Source organism: Acetobacterium fimetarium (genome assembly GCF_014284475.1).
GTDB lineage: Bacteria > Bacillota > Clostridia > Eubacteriales > Eubacteriaceae > Acetobacterium > Acetobacterium fimetarium.
On sequence record NZ_WJBC01000002.1, the window covers coordinates 183,531 to 201,512 of the forward strand.

A 17,982-nucleotide genomic window follows, 5' to 3' on the forward strand; every position below is an offset into this window, starting at 1 on the left:
GGAAAAGCGATGTCTGTCGCTTGCTGAGATTGATGTGAAAACATTGAAGACTAGGTGGTACCGCGAAATTATATTCGTCCCTGTTATACAGGGACGTTTTTTTTATTTTAAACAATTCAACCGCTACCGGTTTGATTGAATATAATTAAAATAATGGAGGAAAGAAATGAAAAAGTATGGAAAAAGAATAATGGTTGTTTTTACGGCGATGCTGATTGTCGTTTTGGCTGCAGGCTGTTCCAGCAGTGGCAAGAGCTCCGATAAATCCGATCTCAAGATCGGTATTATTCAGTATATGGATCATGTTGCGCTGGATAATTCACGTGAAGGTTTCATTGCTGCATTGGCCGATAATGGTTATGTTGATGGGGACAATATTACAATTGATTTACAGAATGCACAGGGCGATCAGAGTAATCTGTCAACCATCAGTGACCGCTTTGTCAGCAACAAGGAGGATCTGATTCTGGCAATCGCTACGCCTGCCACCCAAGCTGTCGCAGGAAAAACGACTGAAATTCCAATTCTGGCAACTGCCGTTACCGATTATGAATCGGCGCGACTGGTGAATTCAAATGAAGCGCCGGGAGGAAATGTCACCGGAACTTCGGATATGAATCCCGTCAAAGAACAGATTGATTTATTGGTTAAATTAGTGCCAACGGCAAAAACGGTAGGTGTACTTTATACTTCAAGTGAAGTTAATTCTGTCACACAAGCTCAAATTGCGAAAAAAGCCATTGAAGCATTGGGCCTCAAATATGTCGAAGTAACCATATCAAATTCGAATGATGTTCAGCAGGCAACTCAGACACTTGTCGGACAGTGCGACGCTATTTACATTCCCACCGACAACGTGCTGGCTTCAGCGATGCCGCAGGTTCACAGTGTCACTGCTCAGTCTAAAACACCCGTTATCTGTGGAGAGTCCTCAATGCTTGACGGTGGCGGATTGGCTACGCTGGGAATCAATTACACAGATTTAGGATATCAGACAGGCTTAATGGCCGTAAAAATTCTTAAAGGCGAAGCAAAACCGGCTACAATGCCAATTGAAACAGCAACCAAGTTCGACTTTAAAATCAATGGCACAATCGCCGAAGAAATCGGTCTGACCATTCCAGCTGATCTGCAACAATACGTCACTAAATAAGTAACCATTTATCTAACCACTAACAGAAACGAGGAAAAACAATGTTACAGATTATACTAGGCGCCATTTCGCTCGGTCTTATATGGGCAATACTGACAATCGGCGTTTACATTACATTCAGAATACTTGATATTGCCGATATGACAGTTGAAGGAAGTATCGCCATGGGGGCTGCCATTGCAGCCACAGCCATCGTCAACGGCATGAATCCTTTTGCAGCGACAGTTCTAGCTTTTTTAGGAGGGATGGCGGCAGGGCTTATAACGGGGTTTCTTCATACAAAACTTAAAATTCCTGCGCTGCTGGCAGGGATCCTGACCATGATCGCGTTATATTCCATTAATCTGCATATCATGGGAAAAGCAAATGTTTCAATTCTTCGGATGCATACCATATATACCCCGATGGAAAATTTGGGGGTGAGTCCGACCAATTCAGTGATGCTGTTTGCTTTTATCAGTGTCATTGCGATCGTTGGCATTCTATACTGGTTCTTTGGCACGGAAGTGGGCTGTGCCATCCGTGCGACCGGTAACAATCCACAAATGGCGAGAGCCCAGGGAATCAATACCAACAACATGATCACGCTGGGTTTGATTATCAGTAACGGTTTAGTTGCTCTATGCGGAGCCCTGATTGCTCAGAGCCAGAGCTTTGCCGATGTGCAGATGGGGATTGGATCCATCGTCATCGGTTTGGCTTCAGTTATTATCGGGGAAGTTATTTTCGGCAAACGAAATTTTTTAAATTGCCTGATTTCATTGGTTCTTGGTGCCATCACTTATCGTATCATCATTGCGTTAGTATTGAAGATGGGTATGCCGGCGAACGATTTAAAACTGTTTACAGCCATAACCGTAGCCATTGCATTGTCCTTACCGGTGTTTAAGACCTATCTCCGTCCAATCAAAAAATCCATAAAAGGAGGAGATCTGTAAAATGTTGACAGTAAAAGGAATAACAAAAATATTCAACCAGGGAACCGTCAATGAAAATGTTGCGTTATCAGACTTCAGTCTCACTCTGGAAGAAGGGGATTTTGTGACTGTTATCGGAGGAAACGGGGCAGGCAAGTCCACTTTGCTAAACTGCGTAGCGGGTGTTTACACGATTGATCAGGGATCAATATTCATTGGTGATAAAGATGTTTCCAAGCTGCCTGAATATAAACGTGCCTCAGTGATTGGTCGGGTTTTTCAGGATCCGATGAAAGGCACTGCAGCCAATATGGGCATCGAAGAAAACCTGGCGCTAGCCTACCGTCGCGGTAAATTTCGGGGACTGAGATGGGGCATCAGCAATAAAGAACGTGAAATCTACAAAGAATATTTAAGTCATCTGGATTTGGGATTAGAGGACCGCTTAAGTGATCAGGTCGGACTTTTATCCGGCGGCCAAAGACAAGCGCTAACCCTTTTGATGGCGACTCTGAAAAAGCCGAAGCTTTTACTTTTAGATGAACACACCGCCGCACTTGATCCCAAAACGGCTGAAAAAGTATTGCAGTTAAGCGACCGATTTGTCAAGGAAGGCAATTTGACGACTTTGATGGTGACACACAATATGCGTCATGCGATTGAACATGGGAACCGCCTGATCATGATGCATGAAGGAAAAGTGATTCTGGATATCAAAGGCGAAGAAAAGCAGCAACTGACAGTCGAGGATCTTCTGAAACGGTTTGGCCAGGTTAGCGGAGAAGAATTTTCCAATGACCGCGCCCTGCTTTCCTAGAAGTTGGCCAGTTTTCAAAACTTAAAAAAGTAGTTGACAAAAGAATAAAACGAACGTATAATATTCAAGTAAACAAAGTAGAGTGAACACACTTCTCACCTCATTTCTTGGAGAAATAGGTAAATATGAATGAACATTGTTCGTAAGTATTTTTGCAGGTGGAGTTTCTCTACCTGCAATTTTTATATATGGAGGTATATTACTATTAGCAAAGATGTTCAACACGAAATTAATAACGAGATCCGTGATCGCGAAATCCGTGTAATTGATGAAGCTGGTGAAATGTTGGGAGTCATGAATACTAAAGATGCCCTGAAGTTAGCCGATGAAAAAAATTTGGATCTAGTAAAAGTTTCGCCAAATGCCAAACCGCCGGTTTGTAAGATTCTTGACTACGGAAAGTTTCGATATGAAGAAATTCAACGATTGAAGGAAGCTAAAAAAAATCAAAAAGCTGTGGTTATTAAAGAAATTCGTATGTCGGTTAGAGTTGAAGAACATGATATTATTGTCAAACTTAAAAATTGCATCAAATTTTTAGAACAAGGTAACCGAGTTAAAGTGGCTATTCGTTTCCGAGGGCGTGAAATGGCTTATACTGAACAGGGAAGAGGCGTATTGCTTGATTTCGCTGAACGTGTCGCCGATATCGCAGTTGTAGAAAAATCGCCTAAGATTGAAGGCCGAAATATGGTTATGTATTTAGCCCCCAAAAAAGATAAGTAAATAATGGTTGTTAATTGAGTATATCTGTTGTAAGGACTTGGATTACATAAACCTGGATTTCTCGGATATAGTTTATTATAAAAGATACCTTGTACAGGGAGGAGGAAATAGTTATGCCAAAGATGAAAACACACCGTGGAGCTGCAAAGCGTTTTAAAATAAAAAAATCGGGTTTTATTAAACGGTCAAAGGCTGGAAAAAGCCATATTCTAAACAAGAAAAGCCGTAAGAGAAAAAGAAATCTTAGAAAATCAACTGGTTTAGCGTCTGGTGATGCTAAAGTTGTAATGAAAATGATCAAACGATAATTTTGAAGATAGGAGGAAATAATAATGAGAATTAAAAAAGGCGTTAACGCCAAAAGAAGACATAAAAAAACACTTAAACTTGCAAAAGGCTATTATGGCGCAAAAAGTAAGTTGTACCGATCCGCAAATGAAGCCGTTATGCGAGCACTCAGATCTTCATATGTAGGTCGTAAAGAAAAGAAACGAAATTTCAGAAGACTCTGGATTACCAGAATCAATGCCGGAACCAGAATTTATGATTTAAGCTACAGCAAATTCATGTTTGGCTTGAAACAGGCTGGTGTCGAAATTGACCGTAAAATCCTGGCTGATTTAGCCATGAATGATGCGGATGCATTCAAAGACCTGGTTGACATTGCAAAGAAAAAATTAAGCTAATTAAGTAAATAAAACTTCTCAATGTAGGACCATACTTGGGAAGTTTTTTTATTGTAGATTATTCTTGCTTTTTTAATTTATAGTGTTAGAATTATGTATGGTCGCATAAGAATTAAGACATAAAATGTATTGTTTGGAGAAAATGCAATGATAGAAAAGAAACATCGGGGTTTTAAATATTTTTTGGGGCATCGATCGCCGACTGAGATCTTGATTTTTGGTTTTGCGCTGTTTATTTTATTTGGTGCATTTTTGCTGATGCTGCCCGTATCAGCGCAATCCGGTCAGGCAACCGGCTTTGTCAATGCCTTGTTTACTTCAACATCCTCGGTTTGTGTAACCGGACTGGTCGTAGTGGATACGGGAACTTATTGGAGTGTTTTTGGACAGGCAGTCATCTGCTTTTTGGTGGAAATCGGTGGTCTGGGTTTTATGTCCTTCGCAACGATGTTCTTTGTGCTGGCAGGCAAACGAATTACGATCAAGGATCGAATCCTGATTCAGTCATCCGTCAATATGGATTCGCTGTCAGGCATTGTCCGGTTTGTGAAGTATATTTTCTTTTCAGCAATTGCGATTCAAGCCATTGGAGCCATCCTACTGTCGTTTGTGTTCGTTCCGGACTTTGGATTGACAACCGGAATTGGCTTCAGCGTGTTTCATTCGGTCACATCCTTTTGTAATGCGGGCTTTGATTTAATGGGAGATTATAAAAGTTTAACCGGCTATGTCGATAATTTTATGGTCAATTTTGTCATTTGTACTTTGATTGTTTTAGGTGGATTGGGTTTTGCCGTTACCAGTGATCTGATTTATGTGCGAAAGTTCAGAAAAATGAGTATGCATTCAAAGGTCGTTCTTGTTTCCACTGGATTTTTGTTGATCGCCGGCTTTGTTTTATTTTTTATTTTTGAATTCAACAATCCCAAAACCATGGGAAACCTGTCCTGGCACGGAAAGTTTTTGGCATCGATGTTCCAATCGGTGACACCGAGAACGGCTGGCTGTAATACCATCGATGTTGCCGGGCTGACTAAACCATCGATATTTTTGACCATGCTGCTGATGTTTGTAGGGGCATCCCCCGGATCAACAGGCGGTGGTGTTAAAACAACGACGGTAGCCATTGTTTTAATGACGGTTGGTTCAGTTCTTTACGGAAAGAAAGACGTCATCGCTTTTAAGCGAACAATCCTGGGTCCGCTGATTCGCCGTGCTATTTCAATTCTCGTCATCGCATCAGGCCTGGTCTTTTTTATGATCTTTGTATTGTTATGTACTGAGCCACAAGCTTCGTTTGATGTTGTCGTATTCGAAGTGTTGTCCGCTTTTGGAACGGTTGGTTTGACAATGGGCTTGACACCGCATTTATCAATTGCCGGAAAGTTGGCTATTAGCCTTACCATGTTTATCGGCCGATTAGGGCCGCTGACGATTGCCTACGCTATTTCACGAAGTGAAAAACGGGCGCGTGAAAATGTAGGAACCATTAAGTTACCTGAAGGTAATATTATGATTGGTTAGAGGAGGAGTATTGTATTGAAAGAAAAACAGTTTGCCGTGCTGGGTTTAGGCCGTTTTGGGGAGGCTCTCGCGATCACGCTCAGTGAGTTGGGATGTAATGTTGTTGTTGTCGATAAAGACGAAGAGAAGATTCAGAATATTGCGGATTCGGTAACCTACGCTGTGCAGGCAGATGTTACGGATATCAACGCTTTAAAATCAATCGGCCTGAAAAATGTCGACGCAATCGTTGTTTCGATCACTTCCGACATCAACAGCAGCATCATGGGCATCGTCAATGCTCAGGAACTTGGAATTAAAGAAATATACGGCAAAGCAAATACTGCTCAGCATGAAAAAGTGCTTTTAAAGCTCGGCGTTAAGAAAGTTTTTTCGCCAGAGCGTGATATGGGTGAACGCGTTGCTCATAATTTATTTTCAGGCGATTCCATTGATATTCTGGAACTTGACACCACCCATTCCATTGTTGAAGTTGATATTTTGCATTCATGGGAAGGAAAAACATTGGAGCAGCTTGATTTGAGAACACAGTACGGCATGAATGTCATTGCAATTCGTTCTCAGGATGTGCTGAATGCCTCACCGCTTGCAACGGATATGATAAATCCCGGTGATAAGTTAATTGTAATGGGGGAAAACCGTTCAATCAATGAAATCAACAAGCTTTCGCGAAAAGATCGGTAACTATGTTCACTGAGATTAGTTCAAAAAACAATGAGCAACTTAAATACCTTCGTAAACTGAGTAATAAATCATTCCGAGATCATGAAAATGCTTTCTTTATTGAAGGAACCAAGCTTTTTGATGAGGCATTCTCGGAAGCTTCTCAAGGGAACCTGACTTTTCGTCATGTCTTTATGACTGAACAATGGTTTGAACTGCAAAGTCATTCAATCAGAGATGCATTGAAGATGCTCAATGAAAAAGGGATAACGGTTTCCATCATCAAAGAAGCCATTTTGAATTCAGTATCAACCATGGCACAGTCTGAAGGCATCATTTGTATCCTTAACAAAATGACGTATCCGGTCTCGGATTTTAAAAGCTACATCCTTCTTGAAGATGTTCAGGATCCGTACAATGTGGGTACAATTATCAGAACAGCTGATGCTGCAGGAATAGACTGCATCATCACGTCAATGAAAACAGCCGATATTTATAATGAAAAGGTATTGCGGGGATCAATGGGATCGGTTTTTCATTTGCCCGTCTATCAGGTTGAATCACTGACAGAATACACTGCCATACTTAAAGATAAAAAAGTTGTTATTATTGGAACGTCACTAAACGGCGAGTCCCTGTGGGAACGAAAGCCTGTCACTGAGCCGTATGCGATTGTAATGGGAAATGAATCCAGGGGAATGTCTGATGAGCTGATGAAGCAGTGTGATGTTTTATTGAAAATTCCGATTTTGGGAAAAGCTGAATCCCTGAATGTCTCAACGGCGGCAGGGATTATCATCTACGATATTTTAAAAGACATGAAATAATTTAGCGAATCATTCATTTTTTTAAAGACAATTGCTTAAAAAAAAGATATAATGAGAAATGTCAATTTCATACAGTCAAAGAACGATGAAAGAGAAAGTAAATAAATTTCAAACATTACAGAGAAAAAATCCCTGGCTGAAAGATTTTATATTTGAATTTATTGAAGTTCGCTCTGGAGTTTTAGAAATGAAAATCAGTTAAACTAAGCTTTTCTGATGTCTAGTTTCTAACGTTAATTGCGTTAAAATTTCGAGTGAATACAAACCAGTATTAATTTAAGGTGGTACCGCGGAATTATTTCGTCCTTTTCATAAGGGCGTTTTTTTATTTAATATATTAAAAAAGGAGATATAAATGGAACAGGAACTGAAACAATTAAGAGATCAGTGTTTGGCAGATCTCAATGAAGTTGAAGAATTAAAAACACTGGATAATGTTAGAATTAAATATTTAGGAAAAAAAGGCGCGTTGACCATCGCTCTCAAGGGAATGGGAAAGCTGTCCAATGAAGAGCGGCCAATCATCGGTAAACTCGCTAATGAAATCAGAGAAGAGATAGAAAAAAATATCATTCAACAAAAACAGGCGCTTGAGAAAAAGGCAATGGAAGCTCAAATAAGTCAGGAAGTGATTGATGTCTCGCTGCCGGGAAAAACGCATCGGGTCGGAAATCTGCATCCGTTGAATACGACCATCAATGAACTGAAGGAGATTTTCCTGGGGATGGGATTCACCATCGAAGAAGGTCCGGAAATTGAATGGACAAAATACAATTTTGATTATCTGAATGTGCCAAAAGAGCATTCGGCACGTGATTTGCAAGATACCTTTTATTATAAAGACGACATCGTGCTGCGCACCCAGACATCTCCGGTTCAGGTTCGGGTCATGCAGGACAGAAAGCCGCCACTGCGCATGATTTCGCCCGGCCGTGTCTATCGTACTGACGAAGTGGATGCCACCCACTCTCCCGTTTTCCACCAAATGGAAGGGCTCGTTATCGATAAGGGCATCACCATGGCAGATCTAAAAGGAACGCTGGATTTGTTTGCAAAAAAACTGTTTGGGGAGCAGACAAAAACAAAATTCCGTCCGCATCAGTTTTATTTTACGGAACCAAGCGCCGAAATGGACGTGACCTGTTATAAATGCGGCGGTGTCGGCTGCAAGGTTTGCAGCAATACCGGCTGGATTGAAGTGCTGGGATGCGGAATGGTTCACCCCAATGTACTGAAAGACTGCGGGATTGATCCGGATGTATACAGCGGCTTTGCTTTCGGAATGGGGCTTGATCGTATCACCATCATAAAATATGGGATCACTGACCTGCGTTTGTTATTCGAAAACGATTTGCGTTTTTTATCACAATTTAAATAGGAGGATCCATAAATGTTAGTTTCGCTCAATTGGTTAAAAGAATACGTTGATATAAATATTGCTCCCTATGATTTTGGTGAAATTCTCACCATGTCAGGAACAAAAGTTGAAACCTTGACGGTTGTTTCAGAGAATGTTGCAAACATTCTGACGGGAAAGATTAAAAAAATTGAACAGCACCCGAATGCAGACAAACTGGTTGTTTGCACGGTTGATATGGGAAGCGACGAACGCGTGATTGTCACGGCTGCAAAAAATGTTTTTGAAGGCGCTATTGTGCCGGTTGCAGTTGACGGGGCGGTTACAGCAAATGGCATGAATATCGGAACCAACGATTTTAGAGGAATATTATCCTACGGTATGTTCTGCTCCATTGAAGAGCTCGGCATGGATACCAATCTGTTTTCAAAGGAAATCATGGAAGGAATCTACATTCTGCCTGAAGATACCCCGTTGGGAATGGATGTCAAAGAGCTGCTTTGGCTGGATGATGTCATCATTGATGTTGAGCTCACGGCTAATCGTTCCGACTGTCAGTCCATCATCGGTATTGCAAAAGAATCGGCAGCGGCACTTGACCTGCCGATCAGAGATTTTGAAATCTATTCTACAGAAGAAAAGAATAATGATATTGCCGACTATTTATCCGTAAAAGTCAACAGCGATGCCTGTGAGCGTTATGTTGCAAAAGTACTCAAAGTCAAAAGAGTCGAACCATCACCCTTGTGGATGCAGATTAAGCTTCTGAACAGTGGCGTTCGTCCCATCAACAACATCGTCGATGTGACCAATTATGTCATGCTTGAGCTGGGCCAGCCTCTTCATGCTTTTGATTATAACAGTTTGAAGTCAAAGGAAATTGTGGTCAGGACAACCGATGATAAGAAGATGATCACGCTTGATGATAAAGAACGCGAAATCAATGCGTCCATGCTGATGATCACCAATGGGAGTGTTCCCGTTGCCATTGCGGGGGTTATGGGGGGAGTAAATTCTGAAATCACCGATCAGACAAGCCTGGTTGTGCTGGAATCTGCCTGTTTTTATAAAAACAGTGTCCGTCTGACCTCAAAACAACTGGGTCTGCGAACGGAAGCTTCAGCGCGATTTGAAAAAGGTGTGGATCCGGAATTGGCTGGAGTTGCCGCACTCAGAGCCACTTATCTGCTTGAAAAAATTGGCGCCTGCGAAGTCGTTGGGGGGCTGATCGATGTCTACCCTCAACCAGTAAAGACAACTAAATTGACGCTTGATACGAACTGGTTCAACGCGTTTATTGGCATTTCATTATCGGAAGCAGAAGTCGCCGGTTTTCTCAAACGGCTGTCTTTTACCGTTAAGAGCATTGGCGATGGCATCCTGGAAATTGAAGTACCGAGTTATCGACAGGATATCGAAGTGAGAGAAGATTTAGCGGAAGAAGTTGCCCGTATGTTTGGCTATGACAATATTCCAGGCACGATCATGGGTGGCGAAACCATGACTGGCGGGAAAACACCGATTCAGAAGTATGAAGACGCACTAAAAAATGTCTTAGTGGGACAGGGGTATTTTGAAACCCTCACCTCATCTTTTACCAGTGAAAAACGTCTGTCGGCACTTAATACTTCCTTGAGCGAAGAGCTCGTTCGCCTGGTCAATCCTCTCGGCGAGGAAAACAGCATCATGCGAAACACCCTGATTGGTCATCAGTTGGAAGTGATCTCATTAAATTATAACAGAAAAAATCCGTCAGGCCATTTCTTCGAAATTGCCAATACGTATTTTGCATCAGCTGCGCCTGAAGAACTTCCGGTTGAAGAAAAGAAGCTGGTCATCAGTACTTATGGAAATGACGATTATTTCGAATTGAAAGGCATGGTAGAGATATTATTAACCTATTCCGGCATTGACAACGCATCATTTGTCGCTGGCGGATCGGATATCCTGCATCCCGGACGAAAGGCAACGATTTATCTGGAAGATGTGAAACTGGGTGAAATCGGAGAAGTGCATCCGGCGGTCGTTAAAAACTACGATCTTCCCAAAAGATGTTATGTCTGCGAACTCTCTTTCAAAGCGCTATATGAATGCTGCGTCACGGATAAAAAATTCGTCGATCTGCCGAGATTCCCGGCATCAAACCGTGATTTGGCCATCCTGTTAAAGTCAGAAATACCGGCTGCATCAGTTGAAAACACCATTCGCATAAATGGCGGAGATATCCTTGAGAGCATTGAATTGTTTGATGTCTATACGGGAGAGCAGATTCCGGATGGTTATAAGAGCCTTGCCTATGCTTTGAATTTCAGACATTTTGAAAGAACGCTCAATGATGACGACATCAATCCCGTGATTGAAAAGATACTGGAGGAACTAAAAAGTTCTTTTGATGCTCAGCTTAGAGAATAATACGGGTGCACAGTGAAAGATATTGATTTCGATCGAAACCTGATTGCGCTTTTGCAGCTTAAAGGGGTGGGACGCCAAAAGATTAAAAATCTGATAGAGCTGGTAAATCAGCCACAACGCTTGTCTTTCAGCGAACTCGTTGAGTTTGGTCAGATGTTCCAGTTGATTCCTTTGAATGTCAATCTTCAAGATCAGGACAATGCAATTGCCTTTGCGGAAAAGATAATGGAATCTTGCATCAAGCATAAAATCGGGCTGGTTTCATACGGCAATGAAAAGTATCCGGCTTCAATGAATTTTACGGATGCTCCGGTGCTTCTGTATTATCAGGGGGATTTAGAGTGCTTGAATCACGATAAACGTGCGGCACTTATTGGCGGCCGAGAACCAACACAATCGGGAGCTGATTTTGCCTATGAGTCCGGCAGCGTTCTGGCCGAAGAAAATTATATTGTGATCAGTGGCCTGGCAACCGGATGTGATTTTTACGGACATATGGGCTGTTTGCGTGCTGGCGGGAAAGCGGTTGCTTTTCTGCCGGCAGGACTGATGAATGTCTATCCAGCTGAGAACAGACCCCTTGCTGGGAAGATAATTGAAAATGGCGGTTGTCTGCTATCGGAATATGCACCGATGGAGACTGTCAAGCCGTACCGATTTGTCGAGCGAGACCGTCTTCAAAGCGCAAGCAGTTTATTTGTTGTCGTATCAAGTTTTTCAGCGGCAAGCGGGACGATTCACACCTTGAATTACGCAAAAAAATACAACAAAAAAATATTTTCTACCACAACCATCTTTGAAGAGTCGCGGGATGGCTTTGACGAATTGGATAGAAACAAGGTTTTATTTGAAATTTATGAAAAAAATGAGCTTTATCATTTGATGCGGAATATTAATAAATAAATCATTTGTAATTTTTGAAGATATTACCTATAATAGAAGAGATAACATAGAAGATAATTTGATTTATTACAGGAGGAAAAAAATGCCTGAACATACTATAATGGAATTGCGAATATTAGATACGGACTTTAGTTTAAAGGCTAAAGGCAACGAGGAACATATCAAAGTTATTGCCGATTATGTCAATAGTGAACTTGAACATGTTAAAACAGCTAATCCTTTTACAAATCATATTCGTATTGCAATACTGGGCTGCATGAATATTACCGAAAAACTGTTAAATGCAGAAGAAGAAATAAAAAACAGTGAAGAAGCTAAAGAGAATGGGCTGAGCGAAGTCAATTCAGTTCGCGATGAACTGGAAACAGTCAAAAATCAATTGGCAGAAGAAAAAAACAATTATGCAGTTTTAGCTGAAGAAAAAGAGCTGCTTCAGAAAGAACTGGATGAAAAGGATGATTTGCTTGCTCAATACCGTGAGCATTTAAGACAGAGCAAAGTGGAAAGCGAGACAAGCCGAAAAACTATTCTGGATTTGCAGAATCAGCTTTTTGAAAGCCAGATTGAATTGGTAAAGGCGAACAAAACGCATATCGAAAAAGATATATTCAAAAGTATCGAAGATAAAATGAAAGTCGATTAGTCCGGCTTAAACAGCAGAACAATTAAAGTCAACTTTATCACGGCAAGTCCCGATAAAGTTGGCTTTTTTATTGTTCAGAGCAACAAATGTCCAGCAGGTGTTTTTTGTTACTGAATTTTTCGAATCAGACCGGTCACTTTGCCAAGGATTCGGATATCCCTTTCATTAAAAAAGAAAGGTTCCATCGTAGCATTTTCCGGTTGAAGCCGCACATGGTTGTTTTCATAAAATACTCTTTTGACTGTCGCTTCGCTATTTTCGAGGATTAACACAACGGCGATATCTCCGTTATTTGCATTTTCCTGCTTTCTGACGATGATTTTATCCCCATCCAGAATGCCGGCATCAATCATGCTTGTACCTTTGACTTCGAGCATAAAGGAGGGATCATTTCCGATAAAATCCAGAGGAAGGGGGAAGACATCATTGACGTTTTCCAGTGCCAGGATCGGTTCACCGGCTGTTACGGAGCCCAGGACAGGAAGAGAAATGATTGTTTTCTGTTCAAAACAATAGCTGAATGATTCATTGGGATCATGGCGCACCACTTCAATGGCTCGCGTTTTGGTCGAATCACGTTTGATATAACCTAATTCTTCCAATTTTTTCAAATAAGCATGAGCCGTTGAGGTCGATTTTAAATTAACCCCTGAACAAATTTCACGTACTGAAGGGGGATAGCTTTTTTGCCGCAATTGGTCTTCAATAAATTTTAATATTTCATATTGCCTTTTATTTAAATCCTCATACATCAGAGTGCCTCCAATATTTTATGGCTAATTATAACATACATGCCACAAAAAAAGCAAACATAAGTTCGGCCCAGTGATTTTTACTCATCCTCTTTTTCAAATTGAGCCAGCGGGTTGTGATTCAAAGTATCTCTGAGCGTTTCTTCATTGACATGTGTGTAAATTTGTGTGGTCGAGACATTTTCATGACCGAGAATTTCCTGAACGGATCTCAAGTCAGCATTACCATAACGAAACATCAAGGTTGCGGCCGTATGTCTTAGTTTATGCACGCTGATTTCATCTGTGTTAAGTCCGCATTCCGACAAATGTTTTTTTACCAGATGCTGAACGGCCCGGTTGCTGATCGGAAGGTTTTGCTGGCTGAGAAATAAATAGGGCGAATCTGATTCGGGACGGACCAGCAGATAGCTGTTGATCGCCTTTAAACAGGCGCGATTTAAATAAATCGTGCGCTCCTTGTTGCCTTTACCGATGATCCGGATGGTATCATTCTTAATGTCACTGATTTTTATTTGAGTCAGTTCGGAAAGCCGCATTCCGCAATTCAGAAAGAGGGTAATGATGGCAAAATCTCTCTCTTTGTGGCGCCCCTTAATTCCCTTTAACAGATCCACGGCTTCATCCCATTCCAGATAACGTGCGTTACGAGCTGGAAGTTTCGGCATTTCCAGATCGGTTACGGGATTTGGCAAAAAATATTTTTGCTTGTTGCAGACATAATTGAAAAAAGAACGCAGCGAGGAAACCTTCCGGCTACGGGCGTAATCTGAGTTATGACGTTCCTTGCTGGTAAAGGAAAGGTATGCATAGAGGATTCCTAAATTAACCGATTTTAAATCAGATACTGAAATATCATCGATGGGAATTTCATCAAAATCCAGGGATTGGGGAACCATCGCAAAATAACGTTTGATAAAGCGAAAAAATATAATCAAATCGTAACGGTAGGCTTGAGCGGATTTTTCTGAATAACCTTTGATGGTTAAAAGATAATTGAGATATTCGTCAATAATTTGATTGTTCGGGGTTGTTTTGTTATCAGAGGTGCTGCGGTCGTTAGGCATCGTGATTTCTCCTGGAATTGATTTCGGGCTGTCGGCGCAAATACTAGTACTGAGATGGACAGCTCTGAACCAATTCATAAAATAATTATTTTCAAGGTGCGAAGCTAAAGACAAGCTAGGTAAAAATCAGAAATGGCATTCTAATTTGAGAATACCTGTTGCAAACACGCCATCTTGCGACTAAGACCTTGATTAGTCTGATTATAGCATACTTTATGCATTTTGTCACGAAACTTACATTTCGCGACAAAACATTTCAGCTTTTTATTGATTTTTTTACAGTGATGTTTCCATTATAATTGTGCACGGTGCATTGTAGTATAAATCGCAAATAAAATTCACCTGCCGATTTCGTTTTTCCAGATCTTTCAGATACCCGATCATGATAGGTATTGATGAGATCGTCACCAATAGAATTATTAAGGATTCTCAGAACCATTCAGGTGCGGTGATTGTAAATCAACATCACAATCAGTTATTCATTTCGAGCATCTAAATGACTTCAAAATTACGTGTAATTTGACTGGAGTTAAAGTCAAAAAGGTTGTAAATGTTGTAAATATGGTGAATTTTAATATTAAAAGAAGTTTCCTTTATAAACTGAAAACTGTAGAATAATAGAAGCGAAACTCCCCCACCTTCTTCTGTCTGTTTACACGTCTATTATATTACATACTTTAAGCGAAATACTATAAAAAAAGCAAGAATCTCAGCATTTCTGCTGAAATTCTTGCATAATTCGCATTTTTTATTCAGTTCGTTCCCGGACAAAAAAACGAATCGGGGTACCAAAGAAATCAAAGGTTTCCCTTAATTTATTCTCCAGATAGCGTTGATATGAGAAATGAACCAACGTTGCATCATTGACGAAAACGACAAATGTCGGAGGATTGATGGCAACCTGAGAGGCGTAATACAGTTTCAAACGTCGGCCATGTTTAGACGGCGGTTGTTTCATGAGCGTAAACTCAGCCATTGCCTCATTGATCTTGCCGGTGGTGATGCGTTTCTCGCTCTGTGATCGAACATATTCAATGGTTTCAAATATTTTTCCCAATCGTTGTCCTGTTTTGGCGGAAATAAAAATGATCGGGGCATAGTCCATAAAAGACAGCGCATCGCGGATATCGTCTTCCATTTTTTTCATGGTCTTATTGTCTTTTTCGACTGCATCCCATTTATTGACGATAATAATCGATGGAATGGAGCGATTATGGGCGATGCCTGCGATTTTTGCATCCTGTTCGGTGACTCCCTGGGTGGCATCGATGAGCATCAAGACTACCTGACTTCGTTCCACAGCAGCAATCGCTCGAACTATACTGTAGCGTTCTATTTCTTCGTAGATTTTTTTCTTGCGTCGCAAACCGGCGGTATCAATCAGGACATAATCTTTGCCGTCGTAGCGTACATTTGTATCGATTGCGTCGCGTGTCGTACCGGGAACATTGCTGACAATCAGTCGCTCCTGGCCCAGGACTTTATTGATCAGGGTTGATTTTCCGACATTTGGTTTACCTACCACGGCGACTCTTAAACGGTCATCTTCCTCTTCTTCATCGTTGTAATAACGATTGATACGATCGATGACTTCATCCAATAGATCGCCCAGGCCGAGCCCCTGTTCGGCAGAAATAGCAATGGGCTGTCCGATTCCCAGATTATAAAATTCAAAGGCATTATTTTCAAGATTGAGGCTGTCAATTTTGTTGACGGCCAGCAAAACATCGCGATTGTGTTTTCGGATCATATTGGCAACTTCCAGATCAGATGCGGTCATGCCTTCGCGGCCGTCCACCATCAGGATAATCAGATCAGCCATATCGATGGCCACCTCGGCCTGAATCCTCATTTGCAGCATGATGTCATCTTTGGTATGGGGTTCAATCCCGCCGGTATCGATGAGCGTAAAATGGTGATTCTGCCATTCCGCATCGGCGATGATACGGTCCCTGGTTACACCGGGTGTATCCTCTACGATGGCAATTCTTTCTCCAACTAATTTATTAAACAGGGTGGACTTCCCCACATTCGGGCGTCCCACCACTGCGACGATTGGTTTTGACATAATTTAATTTCCTCACTTATATTTTTATATTCATATTGTTTATTTTCTGTTTCAGGTTCTGATTGTTTCAATCAGACTTGTTCCGTCAACCGGCACACCGACAATTTTGACGCTAAGGTGTTCACTCAGCAGTTCCAGTGTCCAGTCATCCAGTAAGAGCTCTGTGTCCTGTCGGAGTGCGTTTTCCGGAATAAGCAGCAGGTCCCGTGGATTTTCCTGAAGCACCGGTTTGACTTGTTCAATGATATCTCGACCTGTAATTAAACCGGAAACCGTTATTTTTTCGCCAAAATAATCATTTTTAATGGGATAGATGATCACATCAAGATCCGGCATCACTTTTTTGAGATCGTCCATCAGACTGGTCATAAAAGCGTGGGCAGCACGTCCAGTAATCAGGCCAATCCGATGATTATCTGAAACGGCATGATCATGATCATTGTGGTTTTTATAGTTTTCTGATGCAGTTTCAAGCGATGCTTTAAAATCAGCCATCATCCCTACCCCGTTTTCTATCTGGGGAAAGCCATTGTAATATGAAACGTCTGGGATTGGGACATCGGCCAGAAGGAAAAATTCGTCACTGGGATAAACAAAACCATCCCCGTATTTTTCTGTCATTTCCTGGTGCACGGTATTGATGATAGCTAGCGTTTTTAAGGCCTCCGTCTGATTAAAAGCGCGTATTTCAGCCAAACCCTGTCGATGTCTGGAAAGGCCCACCGGGACAACGGAAACAGACTGCAGGACGGGGTAAAAGGCCTTTAAATCCGCAAGTGTTTTCCGGAGTTCGTCACCATCGTTATAGTCAGGCACCAAAACGATTTGACCATTCATCTGGATGTGATGATCCCGAAATTTTTTCAGATAGGAGATCACATCGCCGGCAAACCGATTATTGAGCATTCGGCAGCGCAGCTCAGGATTGGTTGTATGTATGGATAAATTCATCGGCATGATCCGGTAGCGAATAATGCGGTTGAGTTCCTCCTCGGTGAGGTTGGTCATCGTGATGTAATTGCCGGTTAGAAATGACAGGCGTTCATCATCATCCTTAACATAAAGGCTTTCTCTCATGCCTTTCGGTAGCTGATCGATAAAGCAGAAGATGCAGTTGTTTTTACAGGTTTTTGTTTCAAGCATCTGTTCGGGAAATTCAATGCCTAAATCTTCTTCATAATCTTTCTCGATATCCAGTTCCCATACTTCGCCATCCGGCTTTTCGATTTCGACAACCAGTGTTTCATCGGCCGTCAGATAGCGGTAATCCATCACGTCGGCGACAGGCATGCCGTTAATTGAAAGCAACCGATCGCCGGCTGCAACTTCCATCTCATCCAGAATACTATTTTTTTGTATGCCATTAATAATAAAATTCTTCAATACTTCTCACTTGTTTCTTTACAATTTAAAAACTGCCAGCAAAACCAGCCGGCAGTTCTCCTCATCTATTATATATTATTTTTC

The 17,982-nt window shown here is 41.5% G+C and carries 17 protein-coding genes and 2 other annotated features (1 of these 19 cut by a window edge); of the genes, 13 read left to right on the plus strand and 4 right to left on the minus strand.

From position 1 onward, the window contains the following. Window positions 1–85, plus strand: a binding site (T-box leader); it begins 159 nt to the left of the window's first position. Window positions 86–166: 81 nt separating this feature from the next. The 13 genes from GH808_RS02185 to GH808_RS02245 all read left to right on the plus strand — a co-directional run bounded on the left by GH808_RS02185 (window position 167) and on the right by GH808_RS02245 (window position 12,628). After that, window positions 167–1,153: an ABC transporter substrate-binding protein gene (locus GH808_RS02185; RefSeq protein WP_186841169.1), complete on the plus strand. Its 987-nt coding sequence runs from the start codon at window positions 167–169 to the stop codon at window positions 1,151–1,153. A gap of 41 nt (window positions 1,154–1,194) precedes the next feature. Beyond that, window positions 1,195–2,091 (plus strand): ABC transporter permease, encoded by an 897-nt coding sequence (locus tag GH808_RS02190; RefSeq protein WP_186841170.1) that lies wholly within the window; start codon window positions 1,195–1,197, stop codon window positions 2,089–2,091. Between the two features lies 1 nt (window position 2,092). Then, window positions 2,093–2,887, plus strand: a complete 795-nt coding sequence (locus GH808_RS02195; protein WP_186841171.1) for an ABC transporter ATP-binding protein — start codon at window positions 2,093–2,095, stop codon at window positions 2,885–2,887. Between the two features lie 129 nt (window positions 2,888–3,016). Beyond that, window positions 3,017–3,613 carry a translation initiation factor IF-3 gene (gene infC, locus GH808_RS02200; RefSeq protein ID WP_207722229.1) on the plus strand — a complete coding sequence of 199 codons (597 nt, stop codon included), beginning with the start codon at window positions 3,017–3,019 and terminating at the stop codon, window positions 3,611–3,613. A gap of 113 nt (window positions 3,614–3,726) precedes the next feature. After that, on the plus strand, window positions 3,727–3,921 hold the full coding sequence (gene rpmI / locus GH808_RS02205) for a 50S ribosomal protein L35 (RefSeq protein ID WP_186841172.1): 195 nt from the start codon (window positions 3,727–3,729) through the stop codon (window positions 3,919–3,921). Between the two features lie 24 nt (window positions 3,922–3,945). Further along, on the plus strand, window positions 3,946–4,299 hold the full coding sequence (gene rplT, locus GH808_RS02210) for a 50S ribosomal protein L20 (protein WP_207722230.1): 354 nt from the start codon (window positions 3,946–3,948) through the stop codon (window positions 4,297–4,299). Window positions 4,300–4,446: 147 nt separating this feature from the next. Continuing rightward, window positions 4,447–5,823 carry a TrkH family potassium uptake protein gene (locus GH808_RS02215; protein WP_186841173.1) on the plus strand — a complete coding sequence of 459 codons (1,377 nt, stop codon included), beginning with the start codon at window positions 4,447–4,449 and terminating at the stop codon, window positions 5,821–5,823. Between the two features lie 15 nt (window positions 5,824–5,838). Next, window positions 5,839–6,507: a potassium channel family protein gene (locus tag GH808_RS02220; RefSeq protein ID WP_186841174.1), complete on the plus strand. Its 669-nt coding sequence runs from the start codon at window positions 5,839–5,841 to the stop codon at window positions 6,505–6,507. 2 nt (window positions 6,508–6,509) lie between these two features. Continuing rightward, window positions 6,510–7,313, plus strand: coding sequence for a TrmH family RNA methyltransferase (locus GH808_RS02225; protein ID WP_186841175.1), 804 nt, complete (start codon window positions 6,510–6,512; stop codon window positions 7,311–7,313). Window positions 7,314–7,389: 76 nt separating this feature from the next. Continuing rightward, window positions 7,390–7,624, plus strand: a binding site (T-box leader). 44 nt (window positions 7,625–7,668) lie between these two features. Next, entirely contained in the window at window positions 7,669–8,691 is a 1,023-nt protein-coding gene (gene pheS, locus GH808_RS02230) for a phenylalanine--tRNA ligase subunit alpha (RefSeq protein WP_186841176.1), read from the plus strand. A 12-nt stretch (window positions 8,692–8,703) separates the two neighbouring features. Further along, on the plus strand, window positions 8,704–11,082 hold the full coding sequence (pheT, locus tag GH808_RS02235) for a phenylalanine--tRNA ligase subunit beta (RefSeq protein ID WP_186841177.1): 2,379 nt from the start codon (window positions 8,704–8,706) through the stop codon (window positions 11,080–11,082). 12 nt (window positions 11,083–11,094) lie between these two features. Beyond that, window positions 11,095–11,985, plus strand: a complete 891-nt coding sequence (locus tag GH808_RS02240; protein WP_186841178.1) for a DNA-processing protein DprA — start codon at window positions 11,095–11,097, stop codon at window positions 11,983–11,985. A gap of 82 nt (window positions 11,986–12,067) precedes the next feature. Next, window positions 12,068–12,628: a cell division protein ZapA gene (locus GH808_RS02245; protein WP_243166065.1), complete on the plus strand. Its 561-nt coding sequence runs from the start codon at window positions 12,068–12,070 to the stop codon at window positions 12,626–12,628. 107 nt (window positions 12,629–12,735) lie between these two features. On the opposite strand, the gene lexA is transcribed toward GH808_RS02245, so the two are convergent. The 4 genes from lexA to GH808_RS02265 form a co-directional block, all read right to left on the minus strand. After that, a complete protein-coding gene (gene lexA, locus GH808_RS02250; protein WP_186841179.1) occupies window positions 12,736–13,380 on the minus strand; it encodes a transcriptional repressor LexA in 645 nt (214 codons plus the stop codon). A gap of 80 nt (window positions 13,381–13,460) precedes the next feature. Continuing rightward, complete coding sequence (locus tag GH808_RS02255) at window positions 13,461–14,447, minus strand: tyrosine recombinase XerC (RefSeq protein ID WP_186841180.1); 987 nt, start codon at window positions 14,445–14,447, stop codon at window positions 13,461–13,463. 748 nt (window positions 14,448–15,195) lie between these two features. Next, the gene (gene der / locus GH808_RS02260; RefSeq protein WP_186841181.1) at window positions 15,196–16,515 is read right to left on the minus strand and encodes a ribosome biogenesis GTPase Der; all 1,320 of its coding nucleotides are present in this window, start codon (window positions 16,513–16,515) and stop codon (window positions 15,196–15,198) included. Window positions 16,516–16,566: 51 nt separating this feature from the next. Continuing rightward, window positions 16,567–17,898 (minus strand): DUF512 domain-containing protein, encoded by a 1,332-nt coding sequence (locus tag GH808_RS02265; protein ID WP_243166066.1) that lies wholly within the window; start codon window positions 17,896–17,898, stop codon window positions 16,567–16,569. Window positions 17,899–17,982 lie beyond the last annotated feature (84 nt).